We start from the raw sequence: 20678 nt of genomic DNA on the forward strand, positions 1-20678 counted from the left end.
GCATGCTAGATCAAGAACAGACTGTGGAAGTCTCGACCGCTGAAGAGAACGCGCTAATCATTCGCCTGGAGTGCCTCAAGAAGTCCTATAAAATGGGGCGGACGGAGGTGCAGGCCTTGCGCGGCGTCGATCTCTCGATCAAGAAGGGCGAGATGGTCGCGATCATGGGTCCCTCCGGCTCGGGCAAGTCGACGTTGATGAATATCCTTGGCTGCCTGGATCGGCCCTCTGGCGGGAAATACTACCTGGATGGCATCTCCGTGAGCCAGATGAACAAAGGGGAGCTTGCGGACGTACGCAACCAGAAGATTGGCTTTGTCTTTCAGAGCTTTAACCTGCTCTCCTGGATGAGTGCCTTCTCCAATGTCGAGCTGCCACTGATATATGCCGGTGTCTCTACTGAGCGGCGCAAGAAACGGGCCTTGTGGGCCTTAAAGCTGGTTGGTCTGGGGAGCCGGGCCAACCATCGCCCAATGGAGCTTTCAGGTGGTCAGCAGCAGCGCGTCGCCATCGCGCGGGCACTCGCCACCTCGCCAGCCATGATCCTGGCTGACGAGCCGACTGGCAACCTGGATACAAAAACAAGCACCCAAATCATGATGGTGCTTCAGAAGCTCAATGCACGTGGCATGACTATTGTCCTGGTCACGCATGAGCCAGACATCGCGAACTATTGCCACCGTAAAGTGGTGCTACGAGATGGAAAAATTCGCGAAGATAGCGTCAACGCCTTCCCCCTCTCCGCGCAGGAGCAGCTTGCTTCATGGTCGGCACCAGACGAAACGGAGGAGTTACCATGAACACGCCAGACGAGCAGCAGGAGATCATGCTTGAGGACCAGGACACGATAAAAATGCCAGCCTTTGACCCGCCCGAGGAGTTTGCCTTTGCGGATCAAGAGACGGCGAAGATCACGCCACCCCTCGCAACCTCCCCTCTGGAGCGCAAGGGACCTGGCGACGGGAGATTGCGACGTCGTCGAGGGCTCCTGGCCCTGTACCAGAGCTTCTCAAGCGCCGTGGTGGCCTTGCGGGCCAACAAGATGCGTTCGCTTTTGACCTCGCTGGGTATTATCATTGGCGTGGGGGCGGTCATTGTCATGGTCTCAGTGAGCCAGAGTAACGCCGCGGTCATTAACCAGCGCCTCTCGACGCTCAATCCCAACGAGCTCGTTATTCGCTCGGGAAGTGCCAATTCGAGCGGCGTTCGCCAGGGCCAGGGTTCGCTGCAGACGCTCACGCAGGCTGACGCCGACGAGCTCTCTTCACGTGTACCCAACGTCTCGGCGGTCAGTCCTATTGCCAATGCCAGCGGCCAGGTGATCTTCCAGGGCCAGAACTGGGCCTCGACCATCCAGGGGGTCTATCCCTCGTTCCAGACAATCAATAGCTGGCAGATGCAGGAGGGTAACTTCATCTCCGACACGGACGAGCAGAGTGGTGGCGCCGTCGCGGTCATCGGCCAGACCGTCGCGGACAATTTGTTCACGCCCCAGGGCGTTGACCCGCTGGGACAGCAAATTCGTATCCGCAACGTTCCCTTTACCGTTGTAGGCGTGCTGGCCTCAAAAGGCGCCAGCGCGGGCCAGCAGGACGCCGACGATGTCGTCTACGTCCCCTTCAGCACAGCGCAGAGGCGCCTCACCGGGTCCCAGTTTGCTAGCTCAATTGATGTGCTGGTCAGCGACCAATCCCATATGACCGATACCCAGAGCGCCGTGCAGCAGGTATTGGAGCAGCAGCACCATATTGGCGATCCAGCCTCTGACGACTTTGTGATCCAGAACCAGGCGCAGGTCCTGGACACGGTCCAGACGACGACGCAGGCTCTGACCTTCCTGCTGGTGAGCGTGGCGGCCATCTCCCTGCTGGTGGGTGGCATTGGCATTATGAACATCATGCTCGTCTCAGTCACCGAGCGCACGCGTGAGATTGGGATCCGCATGGCCATCGGGGCGCGCCCTCGTGATGTCATGACCCAGTTTCTGATCGAGGCCCTGATGCTAAGTGCGCTCGGCGGCCTGGTAGGAATTCTTATAGGCATAGGAGGCGGATTTATCGTTTCGCTTGTCGCGAACACCCCCTTTGTCCTGAGTCCGCTGGCGGTCCTGCTGGCCTTCGGCTTCTCCGCCGGCGTCGGCGTTGTCTTCGGCTTCTACCCGGCCCAACGCGCCGCCCAACTCGATCCCATCGTCGCCTTGCGTACTGAATAAAGATACTTTACGGGTGAGGCGTTACCAGCGTGTGCCGGTAACGCCTCATTTTCCGTTCTTTACTCTTCAGTAGCAGATCTTACAGGGCGTTTGAAGTAGTGGAACGGGGTCCAGTTTCCACAAGGCTCCCAATGATCGGCTATCATCTCGTTGATAATCGCGTTACGGTTGAGGCTAATGCGACGGGCGTACTCCCACTGCTGAATGTTTCCGGGATCCCAGGGTCGCTGACAATACAGAGCAAATGCGGCGACACCTGTGAGTTCCCAACCCGCCTTGCCTGCTTCTTGCAAAATGCCCATCTCATCGAAGGCTGTGGCGCTAAACGTGCGGCGCTGCATTTCTCCTCCTGCGACCCGTTCGCGGGCAGTCACACGCTCTTCAGCGTACACCTCTGGAGGTCCAAAAGCTTCCAGAGGCGTTTCCCCGCTTTCCGCCAGGTGACTTTCTATCTCAGCGAGAATCTCGCCGATCTGGTGGTTGTCCAACCCATAGCGTTGGAGACAGGCGGTAAGCTGCTCAAGATATGTATCAGTCATTCTTGTTTCTCTCCCCTTGGATAGATTAACGTTGCGACATGTTCGGTGAAGGACGTCCAATCCCCCGCTTGTTCTTTAAAGGTATGATGCCCTTGTTGTGTCAGGGTGTAGTACTTGCGCCCTGGCCCTTGTTCTCCAGCTGTCCATCGGCTTGTGACCAGGTCAGCTTCCTCGAGCCGTGCCAGGAGGGGATACAACGTGCCTCCTTTAATGTGTCCCAGCCCTGCTTGCTCCAGGCGCTGCGTGATGGCGTACCCATAGTATTCGCCATCGGCAAGCACACCCAGAACGCAGAGATCGAGGACCCCGCGAAGCCATTGTGTTCGTCTTTCTGCTTTCATAGCTATATAGTATCACAATCTAGATAGTAAAGCAATATAGATTGTGCCGCAATCTATAGTAAGGAATGACAAATCTTTTTCTTGGCTAAATTCCATTACATCTTCATTGAATTAGCTTCTCTAGAAGGTGCTTGCGAGTGTGGTATGCTGAGCCTGTGATGAATATAAGTTAGTCAGAGCCAGGAAGGCATAGGAAGCTAATGCAGACCTATGACGACATTGCTGAGTGGTATGATCAGTGGATTGGTACGCACTCGATGAGAGAAGACCCTTTCTTTCCCTCCGTCGAAGCGCTCATAGGCCAGGTCGAGGGAACCCGTATTTGCGATCTTGGCTGTGGTCAGGGGCGAGTGGCTCGTCACCTGGCAGACCAGGGTGCGCACGTGGTCGGCGTTGATCTCTCATCCAAGCTGCTTGCAATTGCGCGTCGCCATGAGGAGCACAATCCTCTTGGGATCGAGTATGTGGATGCCGATGCCCGCGCCCTTGACGCTAAGGTGCTTGGTCTCTTCGATGGCGTGGTGTGTTTTATGGCCTTAATGGATATTCCAGACCTGGCCCCGACTCTTCACAGCGTCGCGCGCATTCTGCGACCCGGAGGGTGGTTTGTCTTTGCTATTCTCCACCCATGCTTTCATACCTCGCAGTCGGGGGAGATGGAGACGCCAGAGGGAGTGGTACGAACCATTGGCAGGTATTTTGTCGAGGGCCATTGGCGCTCAGATACGCGACCAGGTCCTCCAGGAAAAGTTGGCTCGTATCATCGGACACTTTCGACCTACATCAACAGTCTTACCGAGGCGGGACTTCAGGTTGAGCGCCTGAGCGAGCCAATTGGAACTTCCGCCGTCGCCACTTCGTCGTCTGTTTCACGTGCAGACAGGCCAGTCTGGCAGGAGGTCCCCAGCATCCTGGTTGTGAGTTGCAGGAAGGGAGATAACCTGTAGGCGAGCTTATGCTCTTTTAAGAATTGCCCCGAGAAGACGTTACCCGAACGATGCGTGCTAGAACAGGAAATTAGTCCCTGTTTTGACTGCATGAGCTAATTATTGCTAGAATCTTGAGTGTTTCTTTGCATATTTTTATGCATTTATATGTATGATTCTGTCAATAATTAAAGGGATAGGACGGCTTGATGATGAGGCATATTTCCAGACGAACGATGAGGCTCCTTCTCCTTATGGTAATGTTTGGCAGTTCGGCACTTTTGTACTCTGGCTGCGTCTTTCGTGGCACCAATGCAGTAATCACAAATGCAAGTAATGGAGCCAACCAGTGGGTTGGTGAAAGCAAAGTTACTGCGCCAGACTTTGACTTCTCGGTGCCAGAGGCCCAGGCGTTGAGCGTCTCCCCACTCTTTGAGCGTTACACTCAGAGTCATGGAGGAACGATAAGCCTGGGAGCCCCGTTGACCGCTGCGTTTCCTACAGACCAGGGATGGTTGCAGTTCTTTGCATCGGGCGCGTTGCTCCTGCCAGTAAGTCAGCAGGGGCATACACAAGGGAATGAGGCCTCGCTGGTTGCCTTAAGCAAGCATGGCGTGAAGGACACCGATACGGGAATCGTGCGCCTGCCGCTGCTCCAGGCCTTGCTTACAGCTGGCAGCCAGGTGCCCATTGGTGGTGATAAGAGTCACTTTACCTATATTAATCTACGCAAGGCAACCAATCCCGGCCTCATGCTGGCGGCACCAGCGGCAGGTCAAACCGCTACGGCCTCCGTGAGTGGGAAGGGCATCTTCGTCAAGGGAGGGACACGCGCCGGACAGGATGTGGGCCATTTCATTCCACAGCCGTTCTGGAGCTATGTCAATCGTTCTGATGTTTCGCCTGACGGGTGGAAAACGGATTTTGGTCTACCACTTACGGAGGCGCTTTCTTTGAGCGTTACGAAGGATGATGGCGTCCATCACCTGCTGGTGCAGGCATTTGAGCGCGATGGATTGGTACTAGATCAAGGCACTGTGGGTGCCTCGGGTCAGCCTCAGATCCAACGCCTCGATACTGGCACAGACTATGTGCATACCATTGGCCTGCCTGCCGTCGCGATTAGCGCCAAGCAGGCGATCTGGGCGCTAGAAGATACAGCCCTCCTCTCCGCTCCGAGTGCGGGCCAGGCGGTGGCGCACGTTGGGCAGAATTTCCCGCTGATACTGCTCGGCGATACGAAATGGGACACAGGCATGCTCTGGTACCATATACAATGGGCAGCTCCAAAGGGTGGTGGAGATGGATGGGTGCCGGCGAACGCCATTACCTTCACCTCGCCTGGCAATGCACCGAGCCAGGCCTCAATGGACGCGCTTTCACCAACTCTGGCAACGTACCTTGCCGGGATCGGCAACAATGCAGGTGCCGTGGTCTACGATGTGTCGCGCCAGCGTTATTATGCCTATAATGACGGTGCTCAATTCATCGTAGCCAGCTCAATGAAAGTGCCCATTATGTTGACGTTCTTCGATACAATTGAGCAACAGGGGCGTGAGCCGGATGATGACGAGATGAATCTCCTGACGACCATGATTGAGAACTCCGATAACGACTCGGCCTCGGCCCTCTTCTTTGATAAGATCGGCGGTGCGACAGGAATTGCAAATTATATGCAAAAGATCGGCGTGAGTGGGCTTAATCCGAGTGACGATGCCTGGGGATACAGCACAATTACGCCGCAGACCATGGTGAATCTGCTGACGCTCCTCCAGGAAGGCAAAATCCTGACGTCCCACGACCGCGATATCTCGCTCAACCTGATGGAGCATATTGAATCTGATCAGCGGTTCGGGGTTGGAGATAGCGTGCCCGATGGAGCCACGGTGGCGATGAAAGATGGCTGGGTGCCTGGACCCGATGATCAGTGGGCCGTGAACTCTTCTGGCATCGTGACCCTGGGCCAGGAAACTTATATCATCTCCGTTTATACAATGGAAAGTGCCTCTTTAGAGGATGGGCAGGGCATTGTGCAGCACGTCTGCGACACTGTTGCCTCACTGCTTACCTAGAGAGTCGGAGTTGGCCGCCTCTATTCAGGTCTCAATGTATTCGTAGGTCTTTCCCAGCCCGCACGGTATTGATGGTAGCCCATCCAGGTCAAGCTGCATATGGGCGAAGCTGTACACTTTCTCATAGCCACTCTGATCTAGGAGCCGTTGCGCCTTCTGGTTGCGCTCGCTGATCCAGCTTGCCCCCATAGTAACACGTGCTCCTGGCGGGGCTTCGGCGACCCATTCCCGGACGCGCATCTCAGCACAATGGAGCAGAAACCCACCGATGCCGCACCCGGTGTACTTGGGTAGCAGCCACACATTGGCAAAGAGGCGGACGCGCCCGCTTCCCTTGGCCTGAGCATAACCTATGATGCGCCCGCTTGATGTTCCTACCACCCACGTATCGGTCAGGATATTGATGCCCTCGGCGTGCCAACTCCTCCAGAGGCGCTCTCTGTCTGAGAGCGGCTTCCCAAAATCCGCCATTTCCTGGGCGATAAGCACCTGCAAGACCGCCTCCAGGTTGCCTGTTATAGCTGGGCGAACCCAGAAACCATCAGGGAGAGCGATTGCCTTCGTCATCTAAGCACTCCTTGCTATAACCATTTACGATATATCCATAACAGATATATTAAGGCAGAGACGCGCTTTCGTCAAGGGCATCTAGGATCTAAGTTGGCTTGACGCTACGTAAATGACGTTTAGGCATGTTTTAACTTTTCACTTGATTGAGATGTTGAGCCGTTCCTGGACGAGTTTCGCAACCTTTGCCTGTTCTGTCTCCCACATCCTCCAGACAGATTGCTCCCATTGTTGGAGCATGTCGATTCTTTGCTGCTCTGGGACGTTGAGTACATCCAGGACGGTCAGCGTTGCTTTGGTGTCTGGAAGGCGAAATGGAGGCCACTGTTTTGGCGTTTTCGCAAGAAACATATGTGCTCTTTGTACCTGTCTCCCGGTATAGCTGTGCTCACATGCCAGGTATAATCCGACCAGGGCAAAGGTCAAAGTAATAGGTTTGAGGTTTGTTCCTGCATGCTGTGCAGCATATGTATCGACAGCAAACTGGTGAGGAAAACTTGCATCCAGCAATGACAGGGTATAGGCAGATAGCTGATCATATAGTTGTCTACATGCAGAGGAGGCGTGATAGCGCTCATCGAATTGCTCTTCTGTTGAAGGCAGAAGGAGTCCACAGCCTGGACACATCACCGTTTTATTCACAACTGCTCCTTACCGCGTAGATGTTAGATTGGTTTCATTATATTCTTTCTGGGAAGGCGCGGGTGGGGCGGGTCTCCTGGCGGGAAGGCGCAGACCGGTAACAAAGCCGGTGCCGGCGAGGATGATGGCGAAGCCGAGTAGGGTGCTGAGCGTGAGTGGCTCGTGGAGCAGGAGCACACCCCAGAACACGCCGAAGCCGGGAACCAGGAAGGTGACGGTCAAGGCGCGGGTGGGACCGACGCGGGCGATCAGGCCAAAGTAGATCAGGTAGGCTATGGCGGTGCAAACGAGGGCCAGGATGACGACCGCAATGATCACTGGTGTGGTGGGAAGCTGTTGGGGAGGAAATGCTACTGCGAAGGGCATGAGGACGAGTGCGGCTCCTAGCTGGCTACAGGTTGCGAGTGCCAGTGAGTTGTAGCCCTGCGCATAGATCTTGGTGTAGACGCCGCCCAGGCCGTAGAAGGCCGCTGCCGCCAGTGAGAACACGAGTGACCAGGCGATGGTCTGGGAAAATGGCAGGGGACTCCAGCCGACCAGGACCGCGACGCCTGCCAGGCCCAGGATCAGGCCGATGATCTTGCGCGGGGTAAGAGCCTCCTTGATCCAGAGTGCGGCGATAACAGCACCGAAGAGTGGGCTGGTCGCGTTCAGGATGGCGGAGAGTCCTGCTGCCAGGTGTAGTTCTGCCGTGGCGATAAAGGTGAAGGGAATGGCGGAGTTGAGTACACCAATGACCAGGTAGTGCCACCAGCGCGTGCGCAGCTCAAGAGGCTGGCGACGGAAGAGGGCATAGGCTAGCAATGCCAGGCCCGCGATAAGCACGCGCAGCTCGATGAGGGCGATAGGTCCCAGGACGGGCGCGGCCACCCGCATACATAAGAAAGACCCACCCCAGAGAGTTGAAAGCAGCAACAAGGCTCCTACATCTTGTTTCTTCATAGTCGTGTTTGCTCTTTCTATTCTTCGCCTGTGGAGAGGCTGTTCTGGGTCTGTTCCAGGGCAAGCAGGCGTTGTTTACGTTCAATGCCCCAGCGATAGCCGCCCAGTTGCCCGTTGTTGCGTACCACGCGGTGGCAGGGGATGAAGACCGCGACGTGATTGGCGGCACAGGCCTGGGCGACGGCGCGTACTGCACTGGGCTGGCCGATTGCCTGGGCGACCTTGCTATAGGAGCGCGTCTGCCCGGCGGGGATCGCTTGCAGAGCGCGCCAGACCCTCCATTGAAAGGCCGTGGCCTGGACATCGAGGGGGATATCGGTCTCAATTGCCCGGCCTGCCAGGGCACGTTGCAGGTGCTCTATCCACGGGCGCAGGCGCTCCGCATCGTATGTGCGCTCCGCATGGGGATACTCGCGCTCTAGTTCTGCCTCCAGTGCCTGCCTGGACTCGCCAAAACGAATGGCGGCCAGGCCACGCTCAGTAGTGGCGAGAAGCACGTTTCCTAACACGCTTTCGCTGATGGTATAGGCCAGGCGCACCCCTTTGCCTCCCCTCTGGTAGGTCGCGGGCGTCATGCCGAGTTGCACCGGTGTGCGCTCATACACGCTGCTGCTCGATTGATAGCCCGCGTTATAGAGGGCGCTGGTGACTGGCTCGCCCTCCTGAAGGCGCGTTTTGAATTGCTTCAGCCTGAGCGATTCAACATACTGGCGGGGAGAGAGGCCCGTCACCTGCTTAAAGATGCGTTGGAGGTGATAGGGACTCATATGAAACTGCGTGCTTAAATCGGCGAGGCGCGGGGGGGCATCTATGTTGTTCTCGATATATTGACGCACCTGCTCAACCAACTCCGTATGAGGAGAAGGCACCTGCTGCTGATCCGGATGGCAGCGCAGGCATGGGCGAAAGCCAGCCGCAACGGCCTCTGCGGGCAAGCGAAAGAAGCGCACATTCTCCCGCCGTGGGCGGCGCGCCGGACAGGACGGACGGCAATAGATGCCGGTGGAGCGTACCGCGAAGACAAAAGCCCCATCCATCCGCGAACTTCTTATAGTCACAGCATTCCAACACTGCTCCTCATCGAGGGTAAACTGATTATGTGTCTGGATATCAAGCATACTGGCGTTTCCCCTTTCCTGATTTCTGCTCATGAGTAAGTATAAGCCAGGAAGAGGGGATAGGCTATCGCTTTCTTGCGCGCCAAACTGAAACTCTTTCCTTGTACAAGTATCCAAGAAATGCGTTAATTGCATCAAACATTCGGTAGGGACTAGCCATGCCCCTATCGAGATTGGAGTATTTCCTCGCAGTGAAGCATTATAAGACTTGACAGAGCAGCACTTTATATGGTACACATTAAAGAAATCTGAATATCTTTGCTGTCACAGAGAAGTAGTACGTCCATCTATGCGTACAGAGAATGGCAAGCTAGTAGCTGCGAGCTGCCATCGCTAAGCGGACCGAACCCATCCCTGAGCAGGTAGCGATGAGCTAGCCGGGTGTTCCCCCGTTATCGGGAAATCAAGTGAGCAATGTTGTGCTGACCGAGCGAGATGCCTCTTCATCATCTCATTGCTAACGAAGGTGGTACCACGGAAGTAAACGTTCTTTCGTCCTTTGCGACGAAGAGAGCGTTTTTTTTGTGGTCTCTTCTCGAAAACCTGAGCGCGCTTGTCCCCGAATGGGGGTTGGTTTTCGCCTAAGAAGGGAATCGACCAAGAAAAGGAAAGTTTGCACAATGGCAGGTAGGCAACACCGTATCGTCGTAAAAATTGGTGGCAGCATTTTAACGAGCGCAAGTTATATGCTGCGTATGGAGCGACTGCAAAGCCTGGTAGACGACATTGCCCGGCTGCGCTCTAGTGGCTTTACACCGCTTATCGTGAGTTCGGGCGCAGTGCCAGCAGGCTTTGGCGCCTTGAGTGGCACGCGCTATCCCACATCCGTCGCCGAGAAGCAGATGGCCGCTTCTGTGGGGCAGGGCCGTTTGATGCACCTGTACCAGCAATTCTTCATGCAGTATGACCTGTTGACAGGCCAACTGCTGCTCACCAGTGACGATTTTCGTGTCCGTGCGCGTTACGTAAACATTTGCAATACTCTGAATTTGTTGTTGCAGCGTGGTGTGGTGCCTATTGTCAATGAAAATGATACGGTCAGTGTCGATGGTATCAAGGTTGGCGACAATGATACGTTGGGAGCGTTGGTCGCCACGGCAGTGGATGCCGAACACTATATCATCCTTTCAGACATCGATGGTCTGTATACTGCGAACCCGCGCCAGGACCCGCAGGCGCGGGTTATCACAACAGTGGAAGCTATTACGCCCTACATCGAGACCCTCGGTGGCGCACGCGGCTCGCTGGGGACCACCGGCGGCATGCGTACTAAGATCAAAGCGGCGCGGATCGCTACCGCCGCGGGCGTGGAGGTGGTGATCGCCAATGGCGAGACGCCCGACATTTTGCAGCGCATCCTCAGCGGCGAGGAGATCGGAACGCATTTCAAGCCGCGCAAAAGGCCGCTCTCAGGCAAAAAATCCTGGATTGCCTTCGGTTCACATCCTGAGGGAAAAATCTTGATCGATATGGGCGCGGTGCAGGCTGTGTTGCACCAGCATAAAAGCCTGCTGGCAAGCGGCATTTTACGGATCGAAGGTGATTTTTCAGAGGGGCACGTGGTCGCGATTTGCGGACCGGATGGCAGCGAGCTGGGACGCGGCATCAGCCAGTATGCCTCGGACGATCTCCAGCGTTTGAAGGGCATGCGTTCACAGGAGATCGCTTCTTTAGCATCGGCAAACATGACGACGGTTCCTGAAGTTGTACACAGAGACACGCTGGCGCTCTATCGCTCAACGATAGTGGCTGCCGCACAGTAGTATGGGTAGGAGAAACAAATGCTTTCAACAGATACAGCCCAGGCTCTGAAAGAGTGGGTGGCAACCCAGGCCCAGGCCGCGAAAGTAGCGGCCCGTGAACTGGCGCGAAAAACGAGCGAGGAGAAGAATGCGGCCTTAGAACTGATGGCTGCCAACCTGGTCACACGCCAGCATGAAATTCTGCAAGCCAACGCGCAAGATGTCAGCAGAGTGAGCGCCGCTGGTGCGGCCAAGAGTTTCATCGATCGCCTGACCTTGACGCCCGCGCGCATTCAGAGTATTGCCGATGGCGTGCGCGCCGTCATGGCTTTGCCTGACCCTATCGGGGTGATGCAGGAGCGCTGGCAATTGCGCAATGGAGTGCTTGTCGAGCGGCGCAGCGTTCCCCTGGGTGTCATCGCCATGATCTACGAGGCTCGGCCAAATGTCACAGTTGACGCCGCGACTTTGGCGCTGAAGACCAGTAACGCCGTGGTCTTGCGTGGCAGTGCTGACGCCTTAGAGAGTAATCGCGCTATTGTCGCGGCCCTGCGGGAGGGCTTGCGCGCCAGTGAAATCCCCGCAGAAGCCATTCAATTGATAGAGAGTGGAGAGCACGCTTCGGTCGAATACCTCATTCGAATGCGTGATGCCATTGACCTGGTGATCCCACGTGGCGGTGCCAGGCTCATTCAGACCGTTGTAGAGTCGTCCGTTGTACCGGTCATCGAGACTGGAGTGGGAAATTGTCACGTTTACGTTGACGAAGCCGCGCAACCGGAGATGGCAACAAAAATTGTCGTCAATGCCAAGACGCAGCGACCCTCTGTGTGTAATGCGGCTGAAACTCTGCTGGTACACACAGACGTCGCGCCGCAGTGGTTGCCCCAGGCGCTCAAAGCCTTGCAGGAGCGTGGCGTAGAGATCCGTGGTTGTGCACGCACTTGCCAACTTGTCCCTGATATAGAAAGCGCGAGCGAGCAGGATTGGGGGACAGAATACCTGGAGCTGATCATGGCCGTCAAAATAGTCGACGATGTGCAAGAGGCCATCGCACATATCGCGCAGTATGGTACGCGGCATACGGAGAGCATTGTTACCGAGAACGAGGAAACGGCAGCGCTGTTCTTAGACCAGGTGGATGCGGCGGTCGTGTACCATAATGCCTCAACGCGCCTGACGGATGGCTTCGTCTTCGGCTTTGGCGCGGAGATCGGTATCAGCACGCAGAAAATGCATGCACGTGGCCCGATGGGTCTCCAGGCCTTAACCAGCTACAAATACGTTGGGCATGGCAGCGGCCAGGTTATTGAGTAGAGAGAAGGTTGAAATGGCAATACAACGCGAACAAACCCTGTTTTTCCTGGGCGCAGGCTCGATGAGCGAGGCGATGATCAAAGGCATCGTTGCCGCTGGCATTTTGCCCGCTGAGCAGATAGTCATCGCTAATCGGCGACATCCTGAGCGCCTGGCCTATCTGCGAGAGACCTATGGTGTACGCATCTGCCAGGAGAAACAGGCAGAGCTTGCCGAAGCTGGCATGATTATTATTGCTGTGAAGCCCTTCGACCTGGCCACGGCTTTACAGGAGATCGCGCCGTATGTAACCGCGCGGCAGCTTGTGATCTCGGTTGTTGCTGGAGCCGCGACCGAGACTATTGAGCAGCATTTTCATGAAGCGGTGCCAGTCGTTCGTGCCATGCCGAATACCTCCAGTTTTGTGCAGGCGTCAGCAACCGCGCTCTGCCGTGGTTGCTGGGGTAATGACGAGCACCTGGCAGTAGCACGCCAACTTTTTGCCGCCATCGGCGTCGCCGTCAGCGTCGAAGAACCCTCGATGGACGCGGTTACAGGTCTCTCAGGCACGGGCCCAGCCTACTTTTATTATGTGATAGAGTCCCTGATGGCAGGAGGACTGGCCTGTGGACTCTCGCAAGAGGATTGTCGTGTGCTCATGGAGCAGACGGTGTTTGGCGTGGCGAAAATGCTGCAAGAAACAGGAAAAGATCCGTCGGAGTTGCGTCGCCAGGTGACGTCGCCTAATGGCACGACGATGGCCGCGATGGAGGTACTAGATCGAGGTCATGGGAAGCAATTATTCATGCACGCTGTCCAGCGCGCAACTCAGCGCTCAGTTGAGATGGGCAAAGAGATGACAACGCAGCCGAATCTGGTATAAGTGAGGGTACCGACGCAGCCCCGCTGCGTCGGTACCCTCACTACCCCTACTAGCTAAGGAACCATGCCTAGGCTAGTTAATCCTAGCGTCTCCGGGAGCCCGCAGAGCAAATTGGCATTCTGAATGGCCTGACCCGAGGCACCCTTGACCAGGTTATCCAGACAAGCGACAACGATCAAGCGCTGTGTGCGCCTATCAACGATTGGATGGAGAAAACAATGATTGCTCCATGACTCCTGTCGACGATGGCAAAATGTTGTCAGGAGCAATCGCCAGTTCCGCAGCGAGGAGTTGCACGACTTCACGAATGTTAGCGAACCCCTGCTCGCCGGTTGCGACATTGGCGTTTTTACTATTGATGACAAAGGCCTGCAATTGCTTATTTGCTATATGTTCGCAACCAACGCGAATAGCGGCCCCACAAAACCGATTCTGTGTAAACATCGCGGGAGCCGAAGCAGGGACATCTGAGGCAATCACCGTAAAGTCCAGCGTCGTGTCCCTAATCCCAACATTTTTCGCGCAGGTGCGAAATCCTCGTGGTTGTTCATGAAGCATGTGTCTACCTTGCTCTTTCGGGCTTCTCCCAACGGTGAGTGGCTCGCCTCGTCTAATGCACAAATTTAGTTCCGAGTGGCAGATCTTCCAATGTATGCAGCAGCACGTGCGGGGCACATCCATTCGCAATCTGGACGCAAGGAACATCTTCCAGTGCATGGAGGCACGCATTCACTTTGGGGATCATACCATCTGTGATAATACCTCGCTCGATAAAGGTATGAGCCTCCGCCTCGCTCATTTCTGCAATGAGGGAACCATCTGAGCCATAAATGCCACCGATGTTGCTCAAAAAGGTGAGGCGTTATGCCTGCAAGGCCCCGGCCAGACGTGAAGCCACCAGATCCGCGTTCATATTAAGACCCTTCCATTCGGTCCAATCCCAGTGGCGCGATAATGGGAATGTAGCCGTCATCGATGACTTGCCGCACCTGCATGGGATGGATAGCGTCGATTTCCCCAACAAATCCCAGGCTTTCGTCCGCTATATGCCCCTGGACGATGTTTCCGTCAGTTCCGCATAGGCCAACAACGCTTCCACCAAGCTGTGTTGCCATAGTCACCAATTCTTGATTAATGTGACCGCACAGGACCATGCGCACCACTTCCAAGGTTTGCGCATCAGTGACACGCAATCCATGCTGGAAACGAATAGGGATGCGTAACCTTGTGAGCCAGTCATTAATCGTGGGTCCACCACCATGTACGTGGATGGTAGACTTTTTCTGGGAAGCGTAGACTCGTTTCAGAACGAGTGATCATGAGCAGATTTTTCAGCCGATGATAGACCTTTTACAGATGCGGAGATGGTAAACTGAGCGAGAGATAGTCGACCTGAGGAGTGCACAAGACCGCCACATGCCGCCTCCTGAGTGAAATGGATATTTGTGTCTGCATATGCTCCATATGCCATTATTTTTGTCAGAACCTCCCCTCCAGGTAGGCGTGGGGTTTCATAACGTCGGAATCACAGGTTCTTTGCGTGCCTCCAACAACGACGTCGCCAAAGAGGCAGAGGCAACCTACCTCGGACGCTGCGGTCATCTGCCACTTCAGGCGAAGAAGGTCGGAGTGCTCGTGGAGCCACCTGCTCCGGTGGAGCTCTGCAGACAATTCGCGTATCTCAGTCATCTCTTCGGGAAAGAGATTGAGCCTATGAGTTTCGCAGCCGTACATGCAGCCAGACAGGCATCCACCCAGGCAACGCCTGGGCAGGCGCTATTGGTCGTTCCGTATATCAATGTTCCTGAAGCGGAGGCGCTGATCCAGAGCACACTAGGGGCCCAAACGTGGGGTTTCCCAGGCAAGATGGTTCACCTCCTCAAAAACAAGGCCGACTTTTATCAACTCCTTGACACCTTTCATCGGGAGGCTGGTACGCATGCGTTGACCGATGCATTCCAGATACCAGACTATCGCATTGCCGCTGTTGATGCGTTGCCAAACGTCGCCCTCTGTTTGCTGCGTGAGATTGAGGCGCTCTATACTCAAGCAGGACTTGCAGGGAGATATCCACTGGGCCTGTTTCTACGCGCCGCCGAATCGGAAGGGAATCGCGGTTCTTGTCTTGTCGTTGAACATGCGAGACAAATCAAAGTCGTCCAGGCAGGCAAGATCAAGGAGGCGAAAGGGGGCAATCAGACCGCTTCGTTTGCGCATTGGGCTGACGCCCTGCAGAGCGCACAGCAAAGGCTCGTGGCGACTATGAACACGGAGAAGGAAGATCGGGTGGTCATCAGCCGCTATCTCGATGTGATGGATTCCCCAGGCATGTCAGTCGTCGTCATCGATGGGCAGGCAGTATCGCTTGGCTGGAACGGCCAGCTGCAAAGAGTAGCAGGCGCGTGTGGCACCGCTTGTATCGGGACAAGCACGTATATCCCTCAGACAACAGCGTTACGCCACGCACAAGAACGGTACGAAGAGCGTGCCGCGATCTTCTTTCCCGACGTGTTACGGTACACTGCCGCACGTTGTGGTATCCCCTTCAACACGCTGCGTGGTATTGCCAACATAGACCTCATGATTCCCGGCGCTCATGAACACTATCTGAGACAGCAGCGTAAGCAAGCACCAGCGCTGTACCTCGCCGAATGCAATCCACGTTGGACCAATTACACCGATGCCATTATGACGGTCCTGGGAGCCAGCAGGAGAGTTGCCACGATCCAGAATATGCGAACCGCGATTCAGGAGGGAATATGTACCATCGACGCGCTGCCTCTTCCAGCGCAACTTGATCCAGCCATCGTCCGCGAATGTCTTGTTGAGCGGGATACCGAGTTGCAACAGCGCGGACTGCGCATTCTCTGCCGGATGGCACGCAATCCGATGGGTCTCATCTACGTGGGCAAGAGACAGCAAGCACGGCAGGAAATGGATCAGATCATCCATGCGCTTCTGCAACAGAAACGTTCCTACGTTGCCAGAGCGTGATGCGAGAAGGCTGAACATTTCGATTTGACGCAAGGAAATTTCGGCTGCAGTCCCTCGACCATGCTGTGAAATGAAAACAGGATGTGTTCCTTTGCAAATGCCCTTTGAGTATGGTTGAGTTTATGGTAACACCAAAAAGTACTCAAAGAGCCTAAAACTGCTCCCAAATGGCTTCGACATACGTGAACGATATAGTCAAATATATGCCACTTGCGTGGGTGTGGTATATTTGGTTTCAGTTCACATTGAAAGGAGGTCTGTCTATGGCAGACGTAGCATATTGCGTGAAGTGTAAGGAAAAGCGGGAGATGAAGGACCCTCACAAGATCGAGATGAAAAACGGGAAACCTGCGATGCAGGGGACCTGCTCGGTTTGTGGCACCAAGCTCACGCGTATTCTTTCCAGCAAAGACGCGTAGTTTTTAGTTACGCTCATTTGAACGAGAATATGCTTGCACGTCCGGTGTGAGCTTTGACCTTATGCAAAAGGAAGCGGCCTCTCGGGGTCGCTTCCTTTTGTCGTTATAATTAGGCATGATTTATCAATTAAAGATGCTCTCCACTTGCTTCTCGTTTTAGCAACTCTGGTGTGATCGTGCGGTGCTCCATCGGTTGGGAATAGATATCTGCTTCTAAACACGTAACCAGAGCCACTCTCCTCCTCAATCCTTCTCCTCAAATGGTTTCGAGTAAAAGATGCCAGGCTTTACCAGGACCGAGAGACAGATATCAGGCGCTCCTCTATCGTGGCAACCTGCTCGATCAAGGTGGCAACCGATGACCAGATGTGCTGCACTCCAGCATACTGGGCCTGTCCAAGGAGGCGAGCCTGCTGTTCGAGCAGGTCTGCTGCCTCAGACAGATGTCCCTCTCTCAAGAACGCCTGAGCATCTACCTTATGTCTGACTGCAAGGGGCAGGGCATAATAGAGCAGGTGGTTGGCGAGATGAGTGGGGGCCTGCGAGCGTAGGGTGTGCGCAAGCATGCGCAAGGCCGTAACGCCGCCATACATCCCTGACTCCCAGCGTTCTTGACGCAGTTTTGCGCCGATATCTGGCACGATCCGCTCGATCATCTGTTGACGGCTGGTTGGCTGGACAGGTCGGAAGGCTGAGCGTTGGGTATAGGGCTCCGTCCGATACGCATTTCGCTCCGCGCGCCAGGCTTTGAGCAGATCCTCAAACGGCAGGATTGTGCAAGGAAACCCTTTGGGATCGTGAACCACGACGCGATCCTCTTCCACGCTCAGCACGACGATAAAGTGATCCACGCCGTCCAATGAAGGAGCCGTGGGATTGTAGGTGAGGTAGCCCATATTCAGGGGACCTATCAATACAGGAGCATGTTGAGCTGCCGCCCGCAGGCGCCCAAGTGCGACCTCTTCCGTGCCGCCATATTCCACCTGACATGTCCAGCCCATAATCTCTTTGATTGTTCTCCATAGGACAAATAGCCCGCAAGAATTGGGTCGTTGTCCCATGACAAGGCAATAGCCTCTCCAGTACCATTGAAGTATCGATATGAAAAACGTTTCACCTGTGAATGTAGCACCGGCTCTTGCACCCGGCGTGGCTCTCGCAGGCACGCTCTGCTGCGTGTCTGCATACCAATGGGAAGCAGGAAAAACCTGCAAGGAGGCTATCACCTATGTTATCAACTTCTTTAAAGCGTTTGAGCGGGCTGAGCCTGCTCGCTGGCAGCATTATCGTGATTGTCGGCATTGTGCCGGGATTTTTTGTAGACTCCGGCCCGGCTGATACGCTCAGCGTTGCCACTGCCCTGATCCGCCTGATTGGCGCGATGCTGATAGTGCTGGGCCTGCCCGGCGTTTCTCTTGGAGGCAACCAGAGAATTGGAGTTCTGGGGCTGATCGGATCTGTTTGCACGTCGCTCTTTTTCCTCATGGCCCTGGCCACGGAGCCCATCTTCGCCTTTGTCTTTCCCTATCTGGCTGTCAAAGACCCGTCGCTCGTGAGCGGTCCGCCTCCGGCTCCACTGTTCATCTTCTTTACGATTGACGGCCTGATGTTGCTCATAGGCGGCGTCCTGCTGGGCATCGCCATTCTGCGCTCCGCCGTCCCACCTCGCTGGTCTGGCCTGGTGCTCATCATCGGCGCTCTGGTCAGTTTCGCCGGTGGCTTCCTCCAGGACCCCATCGGTGACCTGGGCACGGTGATCGTCTTGATCGGACTGATCTGGCTGACCATTGGTCTGTGGCCGAAGCAGGCCGATACCTCGGTCAGTGCTGCCGTTTACCAGCAAGCGTAAGAGGATAAATATGACTCAACCATCATCGCGCCAGGTCCTGCCTTCAAGGCAGCCTGGCACAATATCACATTTGCAGGGCAGGCCGCTCCTGGTTGCCAGAATCTTCTGGCTGTTCCTGGTTGCTGCGTCGCTGATCACTTTTGCCGCGAGCATCCCGGACGCTTTCGCTGCCGCCCATATCATCTGTCCCTCCGCCGCCGAATGCAGCAGCAGCGGTCTCACGCTGAACCAGGCGCGCCAGCTCGCACACCTGGGCCTCTCTCTCGATTTTTATGGCGCTCTGGGTGTCGGACTCTCGATTTTCCTTGAGGTGGTCTATGTTACAATCGGCGTGATAATCTTCTGGCTCAAAGCTGATGACTGGATGGCGCTCTTAGGTTCCTTGACTCTGGTGACCTTTGGTTCGGTCTTTCGCGGCTTCAATCCGGACCCCTCGGCCTCTCTGTTTCTCTATGTTTTGGCCCTCGTGATGGCGTTCTTCGGCAATTGTTGCATCGGTCTCTTTTTCTACTTGTTTCCCAGCGGAGCATTTGCTCCGCGTTGGGTACGCTGGCTCGCACTGATCTGGGTGGTCTACTGGGCTATCAAAACTCTGATTCTGGGCACGGTTATCGCCAACTCTGGCCTGGATTTTGTCTTCTTTCTTGGCCTGCTGCTGAGCGTAGTAGCCACGCAAATCTATCGCTACCGGCGCGTCTCAACGTCCGAGCAGCGCCGTCAAACGAAATGGGTGGTCTTCGGCCTCTCCCTGGCTCTGCTGGGCTTTCTCTCGTTGATAATCGTGGCATCGGTGATCCCGCTGCCGATCATTCCCGACCTGATTGGGGGTAGCCTGCTCTACGTCTTTCTCTCGCTTATCCCGCTCTCCATCGGCGTTGCCATCCTGCGTTCGCGTCTGTGGGATATCGATATCATCATCAAACGCGCACTGGTCTATGGCGCACTCACTGCCTGCGTGGTCGCCCTCTACGTCCTGGTCGTTGTCGGGCTTGGCGCATTGCTGCAAGCCAGCGGCAACCTGCTTATCTCGCTGCTGGCAACCTGCTTGGTCGCGGTCCTTTTTCAGCCGCTGCGCGAACGTCTCCAGCAGGTCGTCAATCGCCTGCTGTATGGGGAACGCAACGATCCATACAAAGTTATTTCGCGCCTGGGAAGCCGCCTGGAAGCGGCGCTGGCCCCCGAAACAGTTCTGCCAACAATTGTGGAGACAGTTGCCCAGGCGCTCAAGTTGCCCTATGTCGCGATCGCCTTGAAAGAGGGGAGCGAACTCTTGACCACAGCATCCTATGGCGAACTGAGAGAGAAGCCTCTTTCTCTGTCGCTTACCTACCAGAGTGAGCAGATTGGCGAACTCATTCTCGCGCCTCGTGGACCGGCCGAACCATTCTCAGCCGCTGATCGCCAGTTGTTGAATGACCTGGCGCGCCAGGCGGGCATCGCCGCGCACGCCATTCGCCTCACCACCGACCTCCAGCTCCTGACTGACGATTTACAGCAATCTCGCACGCAACTTGTGACGGCTCGTGAAGAGGAACGCCGTCGCCTACGCCGCGATCTTCACGATGGACTTGGTCCCGCCCTCGCCACGATCACGCTCCAGGCCGAAGCGGCCCGCGATGCCATCTCAACGGAACCTGACCAGGCCGTATTCCTGCTGGAAAGCCTGGTCAAGCAGGCCCAGACGGCCATTAGCGATATCCGCCGCCTGGTCTATGATCTGCGCCCGCCGGCTCTCGATGACCTTGGCCTGATCGCCGCTGTGCGGGCTCAGATCATGCACTACGAGCATACCGGCCTGCGCGTGACTATCGACGCGCCTTCACGCCTGCCAGAGCTTTCTGCCGCGGTCGAGGTCGCGGCCTATCGGATTATTCAGGAAGCGCTCACCAACGTCATGCGCCATGCGGGCGCTCGCTCGTGTCTGATCCAGCTGGACTGTGACGATGCGCTCAACCTGGCGATCAGGGACGATGGGTGCGGTCTGCCCGCCGAGCCCTCGCTGGGCGTAGGCATCCGCTCTATGCGCGAGCGAGCTGTTGAGCTGGGCGGCTCTTGCAGCGTGGAGAACGTGCCATCGGGTGGAATCCGTGTAAACGTGGTTCTGCCACTTGAAACAAAACAGCAGGAGTAATCGAG

General features: G+C 55.7%; 21 protein-coding genes and 1 pseudogene. 11 read left to right on the plus strand and 11 right to left on the minus strand.

Annotation, left to right across the window (positions count from 1 at the left end; all coding sequences use genetic code 11):
- Positions 1–2 precede the first annotated feature (2 nt).
- Both JMJ04_RS40005 and JMJ04_RS40010 read left to right on the plus strand, forming a co-directional pair.
- Positions 3–800, plus strand: coding sequence for an ABC transporter ATP-binding protein (locus JMJ04_RS40005; RefSeq protein WP_201375941.1), 798 nt, complete (start codon positions 3–5; stop codon positions 798–800).
- Positions 797–2212: an ABC transporter permease gene (locus JMJ04_RS40010; protein ID WP_201375942.1), complete on the plus strand. Its 1416-nt coding sequence runs from the start codon at positions 797–799 to the stop codon at positions 2210–2212. Before JMJ04_RS40005 ends, JMJ04_RS40010 begins: the two co-directional genes overlap by 4 nt.
- 59 nt (positions 2213–2271) lie before the next feature.
- Here the strand turns inward: JMJ04_RS40010 and JMJ04_RS40015 are convergent, their stop codons facing one another.
- Positions 2272–2751, minus strand: coding sequence for an HAAS signaling domain-containing protein (locus JMJ04_RS40015; protein WP_201375943.1), 480 nt, complete (start codon positions 2749–2751; stop codon positions 2272–2274).
- Complete coding sequence (locus JMJ04_RS40020) at positions 2748–3092, minus strand: PadR family transcriptional regulator (protein ID WP_201375944.1); 345 nt, start codon at positions 3090–3092, stop codon at positions 2748–2750. Before JMJ04_RS40020 ends, JMJ04_RS40015 begins: the two co-directional genes overlap by 4 nt.
- Positions 3093–3292: 200 nt before the next feature.
- Here JMJ04_RS40020 and JMJ04_RS40025 point away from each other — a divergent pair, with 200 nt between their 5' ends.
- Together JMJ04_RS40025 and JMJ04_RS40030 are read left to right on the plus strand one after the other, a co-directional pair.
- Positions 3293–4039 carry a class I SAM-dependent methyltransferase gene (locus JMJ04_RS40025; protein ID WP_201375945.1) on the plus strand — a complete coding sequence of 249 codons (747 nt, stop codon included), beginning with the start codon at positions 3293–3295 and terminating at the stop codon, positions 4037–4039.
- A gap of 233 nt (positions 4040–4272) precedes the next feature.
- Positions 4273–6090 (plus strand): serine hydrolase, encoded by a 1818-nt coding sequence (locus tag JMJ04_RS40030; protein WP_236038916.1) that lies wholly within the window; start codon positions 4273–4275, stop codon positions 6088–6090.
- Between the two features lie 24 nt (positions 6091–6114).
- On the opposite strand, the gene JMJ04_RS40035 is transcribed toward JMJ04_RS40030, so the two are convergent.
- From JMJ04_RS40035 to ada, 4 genes are all read right to left on the minus strand, one after another.
- Positions 6115–6657, minus strand: coding sequence for a GNAT family N-acetyltransferase (locus tag JMJ04_RS40035; RefSeq protein ID WP_201375947.1), 543 nt, complete (start codon positions 6655–6657; stop codon positions 6115–6117).
- A 138-nt stretch (positions 6658–6795) separates the two neighbouring features.
- Positions 6796–7299, minus strand: coding sequence for a DUF5946 family protein (locus JMJ04_RS40040; protein WP_201375948.1), 504 nt, complete (start codon positions 7297–7299; stop codon positions 6796–6798).
- Between the two features lie 9 nt (positions 7300–7308).
- Complete coding sequence (locus tag JMJ04_RS40045; RefSeq protein ID WP_201375949.1) at positions 7309–8241, minus strand: DMT family transporter; 933 nt, start codon at positions 8239–8241, stop codon at positions 7309–7311.
- 17 nt (positions 8242–8258) lie between these two features.
- On the minus strand, positions 8259–9359 hold the full coding sequence (ada, locus tag JMJ04_RS40050) for a bifunctional DNA-binding transcriptional regulator/O6-methylguanine-DNA methyltransferase Ada (protein ID WP_236038918.1): 1101 nt from the start codon (positions 9357–9359) through the stop codon (positions 8259–8261).
- A gap of 620 nt (positions 9360–9979) precedes the next feature.
- On the opposite strand from ada, the gene proB reads away from it, so the two are divergent.
- Genes proB through proC form a run of 3 tightly spaced genes read left to right on the plus strand, consistent with a single transcriptional unit; the run spans position 9980 to position 13280 of the window.
- On the plus strand, positions 9980–11122 hold the full coding sequence (proB, locus tag JMJ04_RS40055) for a glutamate 5-kinase (RefSeq protein ID WP_201375951.1): 1143 nt from the start codon (positions 9980–9982) through the stop codon (positions 11120–11122).
- Positions 11123–11140: 18 nt separating this feature from the next.
- The gene (locus JMJ04_RS40060) at positions 11141–12418 is read left to right on the plus strand and encodes a glutamate-5-semialdehyde dehydrogenase (protein WP_201375952.1); all 1278 of its coding nucleotides are present in this window, start codon (positions 11141–11143) and stop codon (positions 12416–12418) included.
- A 13-nt stretch (positions 12419–12431) separates the two neighbouring features.
- Positions 12432–13280: a pyrroline-5-carboxylate reductase gene (gene proC, locus JMJ04_RS40065; protein ID WP_201375953.1), complete on the plus strand. Its 849-nt coding sequence runs from the start codon at positions 12432–12434 to the stop codon at positions 13278–13280.
- 53 nt (positions 13281–13333) lie between these two features.
- Here the strand turns inward: proC and argC are convergent.
- From argC to argB, 4 genes and pseudogenes are all read right to left on the minus strand, one after another.
- Positions 13334–13507: pseudogene (gene argC, locus JMJ04_RS49215) on the minus strand (N-acetyl-gamma-glutamyl-phosphate reductase); the annotation flags it as partial.
- Positions 13476–13997 (minus strand): bifunctional ornithine acetyltransferase/N-acetylglutamate synthase, encoded by a 522-nt coding sequence (locus tag JMJ04_RS40070; RefSeq protein ID WP_420799557.1) that lies wholly within the window; start codon positions 13995–13997, stop codon positions 13476–13478. The gene JMJ04_RS40070 and the pseudogene argC, both read right to left, overlap by 32 nt.
- A complete protein-coding gene (locus JMJ04_RS48530) occupies positions 13891–14130 on the minus strand; it encodes an amino acid kinase family protein (RefSeq protein ID WP_338001082.1) in 240 nt (79 codons plus the stop codon). The genes JMJ04_RS40070 and JMJ04_RS48530 overlap by 107 nt, the downstream gene beginning before the upstream one ends.
- Before the next feature lie 64 nt (positions 14131–14194).
- The gene (argB, locus tag JMJ04_RS47495) at positions 14195–14587 is read right to left on the minus strand and encodes an acetylglutamate kinase (protein ID WP_307811809.1); all 393 of its coding nucleotides are present in this window, start codon (positions 14585–14587) and stop codon (positions 14195–14197) included.
- Positions 14588–14756: 169 nt separating this feature from the next.
- Between argB and JMJ04_RS40080 the strand changes: the two genes are divergently transcribed.
- Together JMJ04_RS40080 and JMJ04_RS40085 are read left to right on the plus strand one after the other, a co-directional pair.
- Positions 14757–16274, plus strand: a complete 1518-nt coding sequence (locus tag JMJ04_RS40080) for a hypothetical protein (RefSeq protein ID WP_201375954.1) — start codon at positions 14757–14759, stop codon at positions 16272–16274.
- Between the two features lie 263 nt (positions 16275–16537).
- The gene (locus tag JMJ04_RS40085) at positions 16538–16693 is read left to right on the plus strand and encodes a DUF5679 domain-containing protein (protein ID WP_007920481.1); all 156 of its coding nucleotides are present in this window, start codon (positions 16538–16540) and stop codon (positions 16691–16693) included.
- A gap of 287 nt (positions 16694–16980) precedes the next feature.
- Here JMJ04_RS40085 and JMJ04_RS40090 read toward each other — a convergent pair whose 3' ends face one another.
- Complete coding sequence (locus tag JMJ04_RS40090) at positions 16981–17694, minus strand: cysteine peptidase family C39 domain-containing protein (RefSeq protein ID WP_201375955.1); 714 nt, start codon at positions 17692–17694, stop codon at positions 16981–16983.
- 227 nt (positions 17695–17921) lie between these two features.
- Here JMJ04_RS40090 and JMJ04_RS40095 point away from each other — a divergent pair, with 227 nt between their 5' ends.
- Together JMJ04_RS40095 and JMJ04_RS40100 are read left to right on the plus strand one after the other, a co-directional pair.
- Positions 17922–18542: a hypothetical protein gene (locus JMJ04_RS40095; protein ID WP_236038922.1), complete on the plus strand. Its 621-nt coding sequence runs from the start codon at positions 17922–17924 to the stop codon at positions 18540–18542.
- A 10-nt stretch (positions 18543–18552) separates the two neighbouring features.
- On the plus strand, positions 18553–20673 hold the full coding sequence (locus tag JMJ04_RS40100) for a sensor histidine kinase (protein ID WP_201375956.1): 2121 nt from the start codon (positions 18553–18555) through the stop codon (positions 20671–20673).
- Positions 20674–20678 lie beyond the last annotated feature (5 nt).

This window comes from Ktedonobacter robiniae (assembly GCF_016587375.1).
Lineage (GTDB): Bacteria > Chloroflexota > Ktedonobacteria > Ktedonobacterales > Ktedonobacteraceae > Ktedonobacter > Ktedonobacter robiniae.

Excerpts from the sequence above, each read along its gene's own strand:
- JMJ04_RS40085 (WP_007920481.1), top strand. The coding sequence starts at position 16,538 with ATGGCAGACGTAGCATATTGCGTGAAGTGTAAGGAAAAGCGGGAGATG.
- JMJ04_RS40020 (WP_201375944.1), bottom strand. The coding sequence starts at position 3,092 with ATGAAAGCAGAAAGACGAACACAATGGCTTCGCGGGGTCCTCGATCTC.
- JMJ04_RS40010 (WP_201375942.1), top strand. The coding sequence starts at position 797 with ATGAACACGCCAGACGAGCAGCAGGAGATCATGCTTGAGGACCAGGAC.
- proB (WP_201375951.1), top strand. The coding sequence starts at position 9,980 with ATGGCAGGTAGGCAACACCGTATCGTCGTAAAAATTGGTGGCAGCATT.
- JMJ04_RS40100 (WP_201375956.1), top strand. The coding sequence starts at position 18,553 with ATGACTCAACCATCATCGCGCCAGGTCCTGCCTTCAAGGCAGCCTGGC.
- JMJ04_RS40035 (WP_201375947.1), bottom strand. The coding sequence starts at position 6,657 with ATGACGAAGGCAATCGCTCTCCCTGATGGTTTCTGGGTTCGCCCAGCT.
- JMJ04_RS40030 (WP_236038916.1), top strand. The coding sequence starts at position 4,273 with ATGGTAATGTTTGGCAGTTCGGCACTTTTGTACTCTGGCTGCGTCTTT.
- proC (WP_201375953.1), top strand. The coding sequence starts at position 12,432 with ATGGCAATACAACGCGAACAAACCCTGTTTTTCCTGGGCGCAGGCTCG.
- JMJ04_RS40005 (WP_201375941.1), top strand. The coding sequence starts at position 3 with ATGCTAGATCAAGAACAGACTGTGGAAGTCTCGACCGCTGAAGAGAAC.
- JMJ04_RS40090 (WP_201375955.1), bottom strand. The coding sequence starts at position 17,694 with ATGGGCTGGACATGTCAGGTGGAATATGGCGGCACGGAAGAGGTCGCA.
- JMJ04_RS40095 (WP_236038922.1), top strand. The coding sequence starts at position 17,922 with ATGTTATCAACTTCTTTAAAGCGTTTGAGCGGGCTGAGCCTGCTCGCT.
- JMJ04_RS40060 (WP_201375952.1), top strand. The coding sequence starts at position 11,141 with ATGCTTTCAACAGATACAGCCCAGGCTCTGAAAGAGTGGGTGGCAACC.
- JMJ04_RS40070 (WP_420799557.1), bottom strand. The coding sequence starts at position 13,997 with ATGCACTGGAAGATGTTCCTTGCGTCCAGATTGCGAATGGATGTGCCC.
- JMJ04_RS40015 (WP_201375943.1), bottom strand. The coding sequence starts at position 2,751 with ATGACTGATACATATCTTGAGCAGCTTACCGCCTGTCTCCAACGCTAT.
- JMJ04_RS40045 (WP_201375949.1), bottom strand. The coding sequence starts at position 8,241 with ATGAAGAAACAAGATGTAGGAGCCTTGTTGCTGCTTTCAACTCTCTGG.
- JMJ04_RS40025 (WP_201375945.1), top strand. The coding sequence starts at position 3,293 with ATGCAGACCTATGACGACATTGCTGAGTGGTATGATCAGTGGATTGGT.
- ada (WP_236038918.1), bottom strand. The coding sequence starts at position 9,359 with ATGCTTGATATCCAGACACATAATCAGTTTACCCTCGATGAGGAGCAG.